At 65.3% G+C, this 13,458-nt stretch carries 14 protein-coding genes; 12 read left to right on the top strand and 2 right to left on the bottom strand.

Annotated features, from left to right (window positions below):
* The first annotated feature begins 1 nt into the window (after position 1).
* The 12 genes from G6N27_RS18710 (at position 2) to G6N27_RS18655 (ending at position 12,196) form a co-directional block, all read left to right on the top strand.
* Positions 2-661, top strand: a complete 660-nt coding sequence (locus G6N27_RS18710; RefSeq protein WP_163778853.1) for an enoyl-CoA hydratase-related protein — start codon at positions 2-4, stop codon at positions 659-661.
* Positions 662-749: 88 nt separating this feature from the next.
* Complete coding sequence (locus tag G6N27_RS18705) at positions 750-1,205, top strand: PPOX class F420-dependent oxidoreductase (RefSeq protein ID WP_163778849.1); 456 nt, start codon at positions 750-752, stop codon at positions 1,203-1,205.
* Positions 1,206-1,300: 95 nt separating this feature from the next.
* Positions 1,301-1,855 carry a hypothetical protein gene (locus tag G6N27_RS18700; RefSeq protein ID WP_232064677.1) on the top strand — a complete coding sequence of 185 codons (555 nt, stop codon included), beginning with the start codon at positions 1,301-1,303 and terminating at the stop codon, positions 1,853-1,855.
* Positions 1,856-1,973: 118 nt separating this feature from the next.
* Positions 1,974-3,410 carry a WXG100 family type VII secretion target gene (locus tag G6N27_RS18695; RefSeq protein WP_163778846.1) on the top strand — a complete coding sequence of 479 codons (1,437 nt, stop codon included), beginning with the start codon at positions 1,974-1,976 and terminating at the stop codon, positions 3,408-3,410.
* Positions 3,407-3,736, top strand: coding sequence for a hypothetical protein (locus G6N27_RS18690; protein WP_163774192.1), 330 nt, complete (start codon positions 3,407-3,409; stop codon positions 3,734-3,736). Before G6N27_RS18695 ends, G6N27_RS18690 begins: the two co-directional genes overlap by 4 nt.
* 10 nt (positions 3,737-3,746) lie before the next feature.
* Positions 3,747-4,676, top strand: a complete 930-nt coding sequence (locus G6N27_RS18685; protein WP_179963301.1) for an LLM class F420-dependent oxidoreductase — start codon at positions 3,747-3,749, stop codon at positions 4,674-4,676.
* A gap of 14 nt (positions 4,677-4,690) precedes the next feature.
* On the top strand, positions 4,691-5,194 hold the full coding sequence (locus G6N27_RS18680) for a hypothetical protein (RefSeq protein ID WP_163778839.1): 504 nt from the start codon (positions 4,691-4,693) through the stop codon (positions 5,192-5,194).
* 51 nt (positions 5,195-5,245) lie between these two features.
* On the top strand, positions 5,246-5,674 hold the full coding sequence (locus G6N27_RS18675; RefSeq protein ID WP_163778837.1) for a hypothetical protein: 429 nt from the start codon (positions 5,246-5,248) through the stop codon (positions 5,672-5,674).
* Positions 5,675-5,676: 2 nt separating this feature from the next.
* Positions 5,677-6,090: a hypothetical protein gene (locus G6N27_RS18670; protein ID WP_163778834.1), complete on the top strand. Its 414-nt coding sequence runs from the start codon at positions 5,677-5,679 to the stop codon at positions 6,088-6,090.
* Between the two features lie 163 nt (positions 6,091-6,253).
* Positions 6,254-9,205, top strand: a complete 2,952-nt coding sequence (locus G6N27_RS18665) for a heterodisulfide reductase-related iron-sulfur binding cluster (protein WP_163778831.1) — start codon at positions 6,254-6,256, stop codon at positions 9,203-9,205.
* Between the two features lie 17 nt (positions 9,206-9,222).
* Positions 9,223-10,515 carry a pyridoxal phosphate-dependent aminotransferase gene (locus G6N27_RS18660; protein WP_163781993.1) on the top strand — a complete coding sequence of 431 codons (1,293 nt, stop codon included), beginning with the start codon at positions 9,223-9,225 and terminating at the stop codon, positions 10,513-10,515.
* A gap of 457 nt (positions 10,516-10,972) precedes the next feature.
* Positions 10,973-12,196, top strand: a complete 1,224-nt coding sequence (locus G6N27_RS18655; protein WP_163778828.1) for a PPE family protein — start codon at positions 10,973-10,975, stop codon at positions 12,194-12,196.
* Here G6N27_RS18655 and rfbA read toward each other — a convergent pair whose 3' ends face one another.
* Together rfbA and G6N27_RS18645 are read right to left on the bottom strand one after the other, a co-directional pair.
* A complete protein-coding gene (rfbA, locus tag G6N27_RS18650; protein ID WP_163778826.1) occupies positions 12,197-13,066 on the bottom strand; it encodes a glucose-1-phosphate thymidylyltransferase RfbA in 870 nt (289 codons plus the stop codon).
* A 10-nt stretch (positions 13,067-13,076) separates the two neighbouring features.
* Complete coding sequence (locus G6N27_RS18645; protein WP_163778823.1) at positions 13,077-13,430, bottom strand: nuclear transport factor 2 family protein; 354 nt, start codon at positions 13,428-13,430, stop codon at positions 13,077-13,079.
* Positions 13,431-13,458 lie beyond the last annotated feature (28 nt).

The raw sequence follows: 13,458 nt of genomic DNA, 5'->3' as shown, positions 1-13,458 counted from the left end.
CGTGGGAATCAGCCTGAGGCACGAAGAGAAGGTCGCCGTGCTCGATCTCGGCGACACCGACAACCGTTTCTCCCCTGACTTTCTCGACGAGATCAACGGGTTGCTCGACGAGGTGGTCGGTGCCGGGGCCCAGGGTTTGGTGACGACCGGTGGCGGCAAGTTCTATTCCAACGGCCTCGATCTGGATTGGCTGATGGCGCACGGCGACCAGACGCAGTGGTACGTGGGACGGGTGCAGGCCATGCTGGCCCGTTTCCTCACCCTGCCCGTCCCCACCGCGGCCGCCATCGTCGGTCACGCGTTCGGCGCGGGGGCGATGCTGGCGGTGGCACACGACTTTCGGGTGATGCGGGCCGACCGAGGCTTCTTCTGTTTCCCCGAAGTGGACATCCGCATCCCGTTCACGCCCGGGATGGCCGCGCTGATCCAGGCCAAGCTCAGCCCGCAGGCAGCGGTCGCCTCGATGACGACCGGACGGCGCTTCGGCGGCGACGACGCGGCGCGCCTAGGCATCGTCGACGCCGTCGCGGGCGAGGACGCGGTGACCGCCGCGGCCGTCGACCTGCTGCGCCCGCTTGACGGCAAAGATCCCGGCACGCTGGGCGCGATCAAACAGACCATGTTCGGCCCCGCGGCCCAGGCGCTAACCGCCAGTAGCTAAGAGCCGCAGAGCAATTAGGACCTCGCGCAAAGCCTGGACATCGCGAGGTCAGGCGCAGCTGTGGCCGACCGTCGGTTACGTTGGAGGCATGGCGACCAGGTTTGCGACGGCTGACGAAGTCGGCCTTTCCGAGTTGCTCGATTTCGTCCGGCCCCGACACCGCATGGTGCTGACCAGCTTCCGCGCGAACGGATCGTTGCAGAGTTCGCCCGTCACCGGTGGCGTCGACGACGAAGGCCGGCTGGTGATCTCGAGCTACCCGCAGCGAGCCAAGTGCGCCAACATCAGGCGCACTCCGAAGGCCAGCGTGGTGGTGCTCTCCGACGAGTTCAACGGGGCGTACGTGCAGGTCGACGGGGACGCCGAGATTATCGATCTGCCCGACGCCGTCGAACCGCTGGTCGACTACTACCGCGCGATCGCCGGCGAGCATCCCGATTGGGACGAGTACCGCAGCGCGATGACCAAGCAGGGCAAGTGTCTGATCCGGATAACCCCGCGTAGCTGGGGCCCGGTGGCGACGGGCGGGTTTCCCCCGCAGTAGCCGGGGTGGTCTCTGGCTGACATGCCGGTGAAACGCACGGGCCGGGCGCGTCACTGGGGCCACTTGCGTTACTTCATGCGTACGCTGGCTCTGCGATGTTCCCGCCCGGATTCACGACCAAGACGGCAGGTGGCCGGCTCATGCTGGCAGGCCTGTTGTTGAGTGCTGCGCTCGCCGGCGGATGCAGTTCGGACACCGAGGGTAAGCCGGTCGCGGCTCCCGGCGCGGGGCCGGCCGAGCCGTCGATGCCGAAGGCCAAGCCGTCGACCACACTGCCCGTGCCGTCGAGTGCCAATCCGCCCGCCGGTGCGATTCCGCTGCAGCCCGACGCCAACGGCCGCGTCTTCATCGAGACCAAATCCGGCCAGACCCGCTGCCAGATCGACAGCGAAAGCGTGGGCTGCGAAGCAGAGTTCACCAATTCGCCGATGCAAGAGGGCGAACACACCAACGGCGTCAACATCACCGCGACCGGCGACGTGAAATGGGTGCTCGGCAATCTCGGTGACATTCCCACCGTTCCCATCGACTACCAGACCTACGACGCGGACGGTTGGACGATCGCGGCCACTGAGAGCGGCACCCGGTTCACCAACCAGCACACCGGGCACGGCATGTTCGTCAGCATCGAGAAGGTCGACACCTTCTAGGCAGCATTAGTCTGGCTCGCCAGTGAAGGGCGCGATGCCCACTGCCCGTCTATGCTTCACGACACGTCCCCCGCCGACCACCGGGAAGCATCCCAAAAAGACGACCCACACCGTAGCGATGAGTGAACTGACCCCTAACGACGTACGCCGCTGGGATTCCACGGCGGTACGCAACGTATTTCAGGCCGCAGGAGCGCGAGCGGACACCCTTAATCGACTCGGCGAAAACCTTGATCAGGTCGATGCTGAACTGCGAACCTGGGAGGGAGAGGCCGGGGACGCATTCCGGGTGGAAATCGGTAAAGCTCGTACAGACATCGAGTCTGACGGACGTGCGTCCCACCGGGTAGCCGCCGCAGTTGCTACCGCATCGCAAGATGTAGACGCCTGCAAGGCAGCTATGCGCGAAATCGACGAGACTGCCGAAGCCAACGGCTGGACCATCACCAACGGCTGGAAGGTCGACATCGGGGATACCTGGCTGCTGATGGGCGCTGAAGTGGCAGAGCTACAACGGCAGATTCTCCAGTCACAACTCGACGCGCTCAAAATTCGAGCTCACGCGACCGATCACGAACTGGCCACCGCACTGCGTGCGGCCGTGGGGGAGGCGCAGGTGGACGAGCGTGGACGCGACTTGCACGATCCCGCAAACGCTTTGCTAAATGCGCCGATGGATGCCGAACGTCGGAGCAACGAGGAGGAGGCCTTCGCGCGGGTGTACGGACACCCACCTGTCAGCGCAAATGACTGGCTGATGGCCGCCGCCCTCGACCCTCACAGCTATCTGCCGAAAGACCATGGCGTTGCTCCGCAGATCGTCGCGGGACGGTTTACGCCCCAACCCGGCAGGGGGGTGGTTCGGTCGAACATGTTCATTCCCACCGATCAGGTTCAGAACGTTGCGAAAGACGCCACTGACGTAGAACAGGGCAGACTGTTCCCGATGAATTTCGGCGACAATCGCGGCCCGAGCGCAACCGCGGACCCCGAAGCCTCTCGCGTGTCGATGTTCGTCGACTACGACCACGGCTTAATCGTGGTGCGCCAGAACCCCACTGGCAATGTCGACGGAAGTCGCGGCGGAGCCGCTGCCGACGTGCCGAGTGTCCACGTGGCCGAGGCACCCGACGGACGACTGACGATCGACTACAACGCGCACGACGCCTACGAGAACGTCGCGGGCACGGCAGCGGGGATGACCGTCAACGGGCACGTCACCTTGAGTCCTCAGCCCGGCGGGGCAGTCTCCCTCGGCGGAAGCACCACAATTTACCCAAGTATGGAGACCTATCAGTACCGCGATGGCCAACCTCCAGCGCAATTGCAATGGAACCCTGCGAATTCGGGCAGCGAGTGGGGACCGAGTACCAGCCTTGCGCGTCATCACTGGGTCGGCGACGCGACGATCCCGACGGTACGACCAGATATGCCGGGGTGGCAGTGGGAGCTGGAAAACCTCAATCCATTTGAGGGCGATCCCTTCCTCTCGCACACCACGCAGCTCGCTGACCCGTTTTCGGGAGGCATTCCCGCAGTGGCAGCGGGGCGATGAGCCGGCTCCGTCTGATCAAGCCGTCGCCTCTGCGAGCGGTGGTGTCGACGACTGCCGTCGCAATCGTGAGCTGTTCGGTGACTGGGATCGCACTCGCCGTCGGGTATACGCACGGACTCACCGACCCCGCTCCAGTGGGCGAGTACATACGCCTGTTCGTCTCCTTCATCGTCCTTTGGGGCCCGACGTACCTGCTGTTCTTCTGGTGGATCACCATCCCCGCCCTGATCGGTCTGGGTGTACTTGTTGCTTCGCTGCGTCGCGGAGATGCCCCGAACGAGCCAGCGACCCCTCGACCAGACGGACCGGCTTCGGTCCTGGATTAGTCTGGCGCTCGTGGACTTTCGGGTATTCGTTGAACCTCAGCAGGGCGCCAGCTACTCCGATCAGCTTGCGGTCGCGCAGGCCGCCGAATCTTTAGGTTTTTCGGCGTTTTTCCGGTCCGACCACTACCTGGCGATGAGCGGCGACGGCCAGCCGGGGCCGACCGATTCCTGGGTGACGTTGGCCGGGATCGCCCGCGAGACATCGTCGATCCGGCTCGGCACGCTCGTCACGTCGGCGACGTTCCGCCATCCCGGTCCGCTCGCCATCTCGGTGGCTCAGGTCGACGAAATGAGCGGAGGCCGAGTCGAATTCGGGATCGGCACGGGTTGGTTCGAGAAAGAACACCTCGCCTACGCGATCCCTTTTCCGTCGCTGCGGGAGCGGTTCGCTCTGCTGACCGAGCAACTCGAGCTGATCACCGGTCTGTGGACCTGCCCGGTCGGTGAGACGTTCGACTACGCCGGAGCGCATTACGCCGTCAACGATTCGCCTGCGCTGCCCAAGCCGGTGCAGCGGCCGTGTCCGCCGATCATCATCGGCGGATCGGGCGCCAAGCGGACTCCGCGCCTGGCCTCGACGTTCGCCGACGAGTTCAACGTGCCGTTCGCGCCGCGGGACGCCATCAAGACCCAGTTCGAGCGGGTTCGCGAAGCAGTCGATTCGGTCGGCAGAGCCGCCGATTCGATGACCTACTCGGCGGCCTTCGTCGTGTGCGCCGGACGCCACGAAGCCGAGATCGCCCAGCGGGCCGGCGCGATCGGCCGCGAGGTCGACGAACTGCGATCGAATTCGCCGCTGGCCGGCACGCCCGCCGAGATCGTCGATCGCCTCGGACCGTACGCCGAGCTCGGCTTGCAGCGGGTGTATCTGCAGCTGCTGGACCTGTCCGACCTCGAACATCTTCAGCTTTTCGCCGACGAGGTGCAGCGGCAGCTCTGACGTAGCATCGGGGCGTGACTGGCGAGGGGTCTGACGGTCCTGACGAGGACCCGAGCGAACGGCCGACCCGGATGGCGAACTACAACGCCGACGGTTCACTGCAGGAAGTCCTCGACGAGGAGCCTCTTCGCGCCGACGAGGGCGCCGATGGGGTCGAACCCGATTTGGCGCCGAACCCCTGGTACAAGAGTCGGGTGCTGCTGGGACTGTGGGTCGCCGCGGTCGTCCTGCTCCTCGTCTTGATCGTCTACGGCATCGTCGAGATCTCCCGCGGCGGCGGGGGTGGCAGCACGTCCACCACCACGTCGTCCACGTCGTCCACGTCGTCGACCACCTCGACCCATACGTCGACGACGAGCTCGTCAACGACCACCGAGCCGCCACCGTCGTCGGAGACGCCCGAACAGACACCCGAGCAAGCGCCGCCGCCGCAGCAGGGCGGCACCTCCCCCGCCCCGGCAGAGCCGACGCATCATCACCACCACTTGCCGCACATCCCGTGGCCGCCGCACTTCTGAGCCGCGACTCGACGTTATAACTGCCAGCATCCGGCACTAGGATGGGCGCACGTGACCGGATACGGCCCTCCAGACGATCCCAGCGAAGCCCCGACCGGCTATTACGACTACAGCGGCGCCGCAGAAGGCGAAACGCAACCGGGTGGCCGGCCGTGGTATCGCAAGCCCATCTTTTCGGTCATCATCGGACTGTTCGTCGCGATCCTGCTCGGGCTGGCGATTTACCTCATCGCCGAGAAGACCAACGGACACGGCGGGGGCACCACCCCCACTCCTACGTCGCCGACGTCGTCGACCGGGACCACCACGACGGTGACCACGCCCGCACCCACGACAACCGAGCCGGCCGCACCGGCTCCGACGACCACGCTGACCTTCCCGCCGTCCACGACGGCGCCGACGAGCGCCGCACCGACGACCGCCACGAGCACCGACAGCGAGCACCACCATCACCACCATCACGACGGCGGGATGCCGTAGCCGTGGAGGGTAGCCGGCGACCGGACGACGTCGAGAGCTTTCCGACTCGCGATTTCAGCATCGACGCCGCCGACAATCCCTCGCCCTGGTACCTGCAACGATGGGTCCTCGCCCTGTGGGGTCTGGCAGTGGTGATCCTGATCGCGACGATCATCTACGGTCTGACCGTCCTGGCCAGAGGCAACGGCGGAGGCCCACCGGCGCCGACCACCACCCACCCGTCGACCACGTCTTCGTCGCGGCCGACGAGCACGTCGCCGACACCGTCGTCAACGTCACCGACCACCACCACGGACACCGAAACCACGATCGAGCCCACACCGGAGCCGACCGCTGGGCCCTGGACATCGCAACGCCCACGCCACCGCTGGCACCGCAGCAACCTGCCTCCGCTGCCCCCGCTTCCGCACTTCTAGCCGATCAAGTTAGGGCATCCTTCGTCGCGGAGCCCCCGGCGGAGATGTCACTATGAGCAGGCTTACACGGCGTGAGCAGGCGCAGTACTAAGTTACTGACTGGTAACATTGCGTAAGTTACCGGCCAGTAACCCAATACCGAATCCTCTGGGGAGACGCTTCCGTGCAGACGCAGATGCTGATCAGATTGATTGTCGGCTTGGGTGGGACGGCGGTCATCGCCTTGCTCGCACTCCGTCGAGTCCTCTGGCTGGTCAAACTCACACTGTCCGGTCAGCCCGTCACCGGCCGCACCCACGACATCGGTGCGCGCCTCTGGGCGCAGGTCTCCGAGGTGTTCGGCCAGCGCAAGTTGCTGAAGTGGTCGGTCCCCGGTGTGGCGCACTTCCTGACCATGTGGGGCTTCTTCATCCTGGCCACCGTCTACGTCGAGGCCTACGGAGCGCTCTTCAACGACCACTTCCATATACCGATCGTCGGCCGGTGGGACGTGCTGGGCTTCTTGCAGGACTTCATCGCCCTCGGCGTGCTGTTCGGCATCACCACGTTCGCCATCATCCGGTTGCGCTCCGAACCCAAGGAGTACGGCCGCTCGTCACGGTTCTACGGCTCGCACACCGGCGGCGCCTGGCTGATCCTGTTCATGATCTTCCTGGTCATCTTCAGCTTCTCGATCTTCCGCGGCGCTTCGGCGGTCACCGGCACCCTCCCCTACGGCTGGGGCGCGTTCTTCTCGCACGGCATGGGCGTGCTCATGCAGCCGCTGGGAACCGCCGCCAACGAGTGGATCGAGACGTTCGCGCTGCTCGCGCACATCGCCGTGGCACTCATCTTCTTGCTCATCGTGCTGCACTCCAAGCACCTGCACATTTTCTTGGCGCCGATCAACGTCACCTTCAAGCGGCTGCCCGACGGCCTGGGTCCGCTGCTGCCGCTGGAGTCCCACGGCAAGCCGATCGACTTCGAAGATCCCCCCGAGGACGCCGTTTTCGGCCGCGGCAAGATCGAGGACTTCACCTGGAAGGGCAACCTCGACTTCGCCACCTGTACCGAGTGTGGACGCTGTCAATCGCAGTGCCCGGCCTGGAACACCGGTAAGCCGCTCTCGCCCAAGCTCGTCATCATGGACCTGCGTGATCACTGGATGGCCAAGGCGCCCTACATCCTTGGCGAAAAGAAGGCCGAGCCGCTCGAAGGACTCGACCTCGAGACCGCTCACGAAGAGGGCCACCACGTTCCGGAATCCGGGTTCGGCCGGGTTCCCGGTCACGGACCCGAGCAGGCCGCCCGTCCACTGGTCGGCACCGCCGAGCAAGGTGGTGTGATCGACCCCGACGTGCTGTGGTCCTGCGTGAACTGCGGTGCCTGCGTCGAGCAGTGCCCGGTGGACATCGAGCACATCGACCACATCGTCGACATGCGCCGCTACCAGGTGATGATGGAGTCGGAGTTCCCCTCGGAGCTCTCGGTGCTGTTCAAAAACCTTGAGACCAAAGCGAATCCGTGGGGCCAGAACGCTTCCGACCGAACCAACTGGATCAGCGAGGTCGACTTCGACGTGCCGGTGTACGGCGAAGACGTCGACAGCTTCGACGGGTTCGAATACCTGTTCTGGGTGGGTTGCGCGGGTGCCTACGACGACAAGGCCAAGAAGACCACCAAGGCGGTCGCCGAACTGCTCGCCACCGCAGGAGTGAAGTTCCTGGTGCTGGGTACCGGCGAAACCTGCAACGGCGACTCGGCCCGTCGCTCGGGTAACGAGTTCCTGTTCCAGCAGCTGGCCGCGCAGGCCAAAGACACTCTGGACGGACTGTTCGAGGGTGTTGAGACCGTCGACCGCAAGATCGTCGTCACCTGCCCGCACTGTTTCAACACGCTGGGCCGCGAATACAAGCAGCTCGGCGCGAACTACTCCGTGCTGCACCACACCCAGCTGTTGAACCGGCTGGTGCGCGACAAGAAGCTGGTGCCGGTGAGCCCGGTCTCGGAAGACATCACCTACCACGACCCGTGCTTCCTGGGCCGGCACAACAAGGTCTACGAGGCGCCTCGCGAGCTGATCAACGCGGCCGGCGCGAAGCTGACCGAGATGCCGCGGCACGCCGATCGCAGCTTCTGCTGCGGCGCCGGCGGTGCACGTATGTGGATGGAAGAACACATCGGCAAGCGGATCAACCACGAGCGTGTCGACGAGGCGCTGGCCACCGGTGCCACCACGGTCGCGACCGCCTGCCCGTTCTGCCGCGTGATGGTCACCGACGGTGTCAACGACCGCCAGGAAGAGGCCGGCCGCGAGGGCGTCGACGTCCGCGACGTGGCGCAGCTACTCCTCGAGTCGCTCGACCGCGACAGCATCACGCTGCCGGAAAAGGGGACGGCCGCAAAGCAAGCCGAAGAGCGTGCGGAAAAGGCAGCCCCCAAGGCGGAGGCCGCGCCCGCCGCGACCGCACCGGCCAAGACCGAAGAGAAGGTCGACGCCACACCCGAGAAGGAAGCCAAGGCCGTCACCGGGTTGGGTATCGCCGGCGGCGCCAAGCGACCTGGAGCCAAGGCGGAAGCGCCGGCGTCCGAGGAGAAGCCGACGCAGGCAAAGGAATCTGCAGCCCCGGTGAAGGGGTTGGGTATCGCCGGCGGTGCCAAGCGACCCGGAGCCAAGAAAGCGGACGCAAAGCCCGAGGCCGCAACGGAATCCGCGCCGGCGCCCGAGCCGGAGGCCAAGAGCGAGGTGGCACCCGTGAAGGGGCTGGGCCTGGCCGCCGGAGCCAAGCGACCCGGTGCGAAGAAGGCGGCAGCGGCACCGGAGGCGAAGCCTGAGCCGGCTGAGCAGACCGAAGCCACGTCGGAGCCGTCGCCAGAGCCTGAAGCCAAGGCCCCCGCTGCTCCCGTCAAGGGACTCGGCATCGCCGCAGGCGCAAAACGACCGGGTGCGAAGAAGACCGCCGCTGCGCCCGCAGCGCCCGAATCGAAGCCCGAGCCGAAGCCTGAACCGGAACCGGCCGCGGAGCCGAAGGCCGAGTCGACGCCGGCCGAAACCGGCAACGGTGACGCCGCGCCGCAGCCTCCCGTCAAGGGGCTGGGCATTGCCCGTGGTGCACGTCCGCCAGGTAAGCGCTGATCAGGATTATTAAATAGCTGGACAGCCGTGGCACCATTGTTGACGTGACCACTCACCAGCTGCCATGGCAAACCGCGGGGCATCAGCCGCGGCAGCGCACCTTCGCGCAGTCATCGAAGCTGCAGGATGTGCTCTACGAGATCCGTGGGCCGGTGCACGATCACGCGTCGCGACTGGAGTCCGAGGGGCACCGCATCCTCAAGCTGAACATCGGCAACCCGGCGCCGTTCGGCTTCGACGCCCCCGACGTGATCATGCGCGACATGATTCAGGCGCTGCCGTACGCCCAGGGCTACTCCGATTCCAAGGGCATCTTGCCGGCCCGGCGCGCGGTGGTCACCCGCTACGAACTCGTCGACGGTTTCCCGCGATTCGACGTCGACGACGTATACCTGGGCAACGGTGTCTCCGAACTGATCACGATGACGCTGCAAGCCTTGCTGGACAACGGCGATCAGGTGCTGATCCCGGCGCCCGACTACCCGCTGTGGACGGCGTCGACATCGCTGGCGGGCGGCACCCCGGTGCATTACCTGTGCGATGAGACTCAGGGCTGGCAGCCGGACATCGCCGACATCGAGTCCAAGATCACCGAGCGCACTAAGGCTCTGGTGGTGATCAACCCGAACAACCCGACCGGCGCTGTCTACAGCCGGGAAATCCTCACGCAGATGGGCGATTTAGCACGCAAGCATCAACTGCTGCTACTCGCCGACGAGATCTACGACAAGATCCTGTACGACGACGCACACCACATCAGCATGGCGACGGTCGCACCCGACGTGTTGTGCCTGACGTTCAACGGGCTGTCAAAGGCCTACCGGGTCGCCGGGTACCGCGCCGGATGGCTGGCGATCACCGGACCCAAAGAACATGCCAGCAGCTTCATCGAAGGCATTCATCTGCTGGCCAATATGCGGCTCTGCCCGAATGTCCCTGCCCAGCATGCGATTCAGGTCGCGTTAGGCGGGCATCAAAGCATCGACGACCTGGTGCTGCCGGGTGGGCGACTGCTCGAGCAGCGCGACGTGGCGTGGTCCAAGCTGAACGAGATCCCCGGGGTGTCCTGCGTCAAACCGGCCGGCGCGCTGTACGCGTTCCCTCGGCTGGATCCCGAGGTGCACGAGATCGTCGATGACGAGCAGCTCGTGCTGGATCTGCTGCTGCAAGAGAAGATTCTGGTGACTCAGGGCACCGGATTCAATTGGCCCGCACCGGATCACCTGCGTATCGTGACGCTGCCATGGTCGCGGGACCTTGCCCGAGCCATCGAACGGTTGGGCAACTTCCTGGCCGGCTACCGTCAGTGAGGCACCCGGTCGGGCCGGCTACACCTCGATAGCGATCTCGCTTAATCGGCCTTCGGTCAATGCCTGTGAGCGGCCTGCCGATCATTTGAACTTTCTATGAGTTTGCCCGCCGAGGGCGCGCCTGCGTGACTCTGACGGGCAAGATTGGTTATATCTGCGTCGGTGCTTTCTCGCATTGGCTAGTCCACACAGCCGTGGCGACACGAGTTGGTTTGTGGTGCAGACGATCTGGTTGCAAGGGTGACGGGCGAAGCGATTAGGAATAGGTCGAGGCGCCATCTCATCGCGGGTTCGCGACAGCGCGTTTCAACACCCGCACACTCACCGCAACTGCCACGATTTCGCGGCAGATCGAGCCGTTCGCAAAGGAGAACTGCAATGCCATACCGATGTACATCGGCGGTGACGATGTCGGACGCACAGTCCGTACGCATCGTCGCCACTGCGGAGCGCTGACATGGACTTCGGCGCGCTACCACCGGAGGTCAACTCCGGCCGAATGTATTCCGGACCCGGCTCGGCGCCGCTGCGCGCCGCGTCGGCTGCGTGGAATCTGCTCGCCGCCGAGCTCGAGCAGGCAGCCACCGGTTATCAGTCGACCATCGACACTCTGGCCGACGACGAATGGCGCGGCCCCACATCGGCATCGATGGTCGCCGCCGTCGATCCCTACATCACCTGGATGAACACCACCGCGGCCAAAGCCGGCCACACCGCGAGCCAGGCCTCGGCGGCCGCAACCGCCTACGAGACCGCGCACGCGATGACGGTGCCGCCCCCTCTGGTCGCGGCCAACCGCGCGCAATTGGCCATGCTGGTCGCCACGAACGTCCTGGGTCAGAACACCGCGGCCATTGCCGCGAACGAGGCGCAATACGGTGAGATGTGGGCGCAGGACGCCGCGGCGATGTATGGCTACGCCGCGAGTTCGGCCTCGGCCGCATCGGTTCAACACCTCACCCCGCCGCCGGAGACCGCCAAACCGACGGCCGCCGCCCAGCAGGGATCCGCGGTCGCCCAGGCGACCAGCACCAGCGCAGGCGCTGGGGTGCAATCCCAACTGCAGCAACTGATCTCCGGAGTCCCGTCGTCGCTGAATCAGCTCACCTCACCGGTATCTGCGGCAACGAACCCACAAGGTTGGCTCGGCCGACTTCTCGACTTCCTCGACGGCGCGGACGGGAACTCGATCGGAACGTTCCTGAACTCCTCCTTCGTGAACGGTTTCGTGTCGGGCTCATACGTCAGCCCCGCGATCGTCACACCAGCGATCACCAGCGGGTTAGCCGACATCAACTCGTTGAACCCAGCCGTCGAGTCGGCGCCCGGCGGCACCGGCGTCACCGGCATGATCACACCTGCTGCGGTTCCAGCTCCGGCGCCGGTGAGCGTGCCGAACGTCGGCGTCTCGGTGAACACCTCCGGCAGCACGCTGGTCGGCAAGCTGTCCGTCCCGCCGACGTGGACGGCGGCGGCGCAGGTGGCCAACCACAGCGGCGTCACGTATGCCGGTGGCGGCTGGACCAACGCCGTCGGCCCGGCCGGCGGCGGCACGGAAGCCGTGCCCGCCGGGATGCCCGGGATGCCCGGGGCATCGGCGGCCCGCTCCGGCGGATTCGGTCACGGCCCCCGCTACGGCAACCGCCTCACCGTGATGGGCCGCCCGCTCTCCGGCGGCTGATCACCAGCGCCGCTCCAGCAGATCCAGCAAGTAGCCCCCGTAACCGGATTTCAGCAGCGACTTGGCTCGCTGTGCCAGTTGCTCGTCGTCGATGAAGCCCATCCGCCACGCCACTTCTTCGGGGACGCTGACCTTCAACCCCTGGCGTTGTTCCAGCGTGCGAACGTAATCGCCGGCGGCCGACAACAGGTCGAAAGTCCCGGTGTCCAGCCACGCGGTGCCCCGGGCCAGCACCTCGACGGACAGCCGCCCTTGGTCGAGGTAGGTTCGGTTGACGTCGGTGATCTCGTATTCACCTCGCGCAGAAGGCTTTAGACCGCGGGCGATCTCGATCACGTCGTTGTCATAGAAGTACAGGCCCGGCACCGCGTAGTTCGACTTCGGCGTCTCGGGTTTCTCTTCGATCGACAACGCAATACCGTCGTTGCCGAATTCGACCACCCCGTATGCCGACGGATTGGCGACCCAGTACGCGAAAATTGCTCCGCCATTGATTGATTTGAGGCGCTGAAGATTGGTTCCTAGTCCGGGCCCATGAAAGATGTTGTCGCCCAAGGCCAGTGCCACCGAGCCATTTCCGATGTGGCCAGCGCTGATCACGAATGCCTGCGCCAGACCGTTGGGTTGAGCTTGCACCGCGTAGCTGATGTTGATGCCGAATGCGCTGCCATCCCCTAGTACTCGCTGGAAAGCGGGCGCGTCCGGAATGGCGGTGATGATCTGGATATCGCGGATGCCGGCCATCATCAGCGTGGACAGCGGATAGTAGATCATCGGCTTGTCGTAGACCGGCAACAGCTGCTTGCTGACGCCCAACGTGACCGGATGGAGCCGCGTGCCCGCGCCGCCGGCCAAAATGATCCCTCGCATGCCTGTCATATCAGTCGACGAGGTCGGCGTCGGTCAACTCGGTCGCGGCCAGCGCGGCCGACAGGTCGTCATGCCGGAACACCGAGGTGACGTGATCATGGACCACCCGAAAGGCGGCTGCGGCAGTGCCGTTGGTGATGTTCTGTTCGACAACGACGACGCCGTCGTGAACGTAGATCCTGCCCACCTCGGCTTTGGGCGGATGGGCGGACGCCCATTCGCGCAGCGCGGCGTGGCCTTGCGCGGCGCCGTGCGCGTCGCCCACCTCGATGTCATCGCTGGACAGCGAGATCAAAGTGTCGAGGTCGGACGCGTTCAAAGCGTCGTGCCATGCCAGTACGGTGGCAATCTCCGATGTGGTCATGACGTGCAACGTACCGTGTACGTCTGGA

The sequence above is a fragment of the Mycobacterium cookii genome, from assembly GCF_010727945.1.
Lineage (GTDB): Bacteria > Actinomycetota > Actinomycetes > Mycobacteriales > Mycobacteriaceae > Mycobacterium > Mycobacterium cookii.
Note: the sequence above shows the minus strand (reverse complement) of the source record. Positions and strands in the feature narration are given on the sequence as shown.

Bases quoted from the DNA above. Each gene is read 5' to 3' on its own strand.
- G6N27_RS18700 (WP_232064677.1), top strand. From the start codon at position 1,301: ATGTTCCCGCCCGGATTCACGACCAAGACGGCAGGTGGCCGGCTCATG.
- G6N27_RS18645 (WP_163778823.1), bottom strand. From the start codon at position 13,430: ATGACCACATCGGAGATTGCCACCGTACTGGCATGGCACGACGCTTTG.
- rfbA (WP_163778826.1), bottom strand. From the start codon at position 13,066: ATGCGAGGGATCATTTTGGCCGGCGGCGCGGGCACGCGGCTCCATCCG.
- G6N27_RS18695 (WP_163778846.1), top strand. From the start codon at position 1,974: ATGAGTGAACTGACCCCTAACGACGTACGCCGCTGGGATTCCACGGCG.
- G6N27_RS18655 (WP_163778828.1), top strand. From the start codon at position 10,973: ATGGACTTCGGCGCGCTACCACCGGAGGTCAACTCCGGCCGAATGTAT.
- G6N27_RS18705 (WP_163778849.1), top strand. From the start codon at position 750: ATGGCGACCAGGTTTGCGACGGCTGACGAAGTCGGCCTTTCCGAGTTG.
- G6N27_RS18690 (WP_163774192.1), top strand. From the start codon at position 3,407: ATGAGCCGGCTCCGTCTGATCAAGCCGTCGCCTCTGCGAGCGGTGGTG.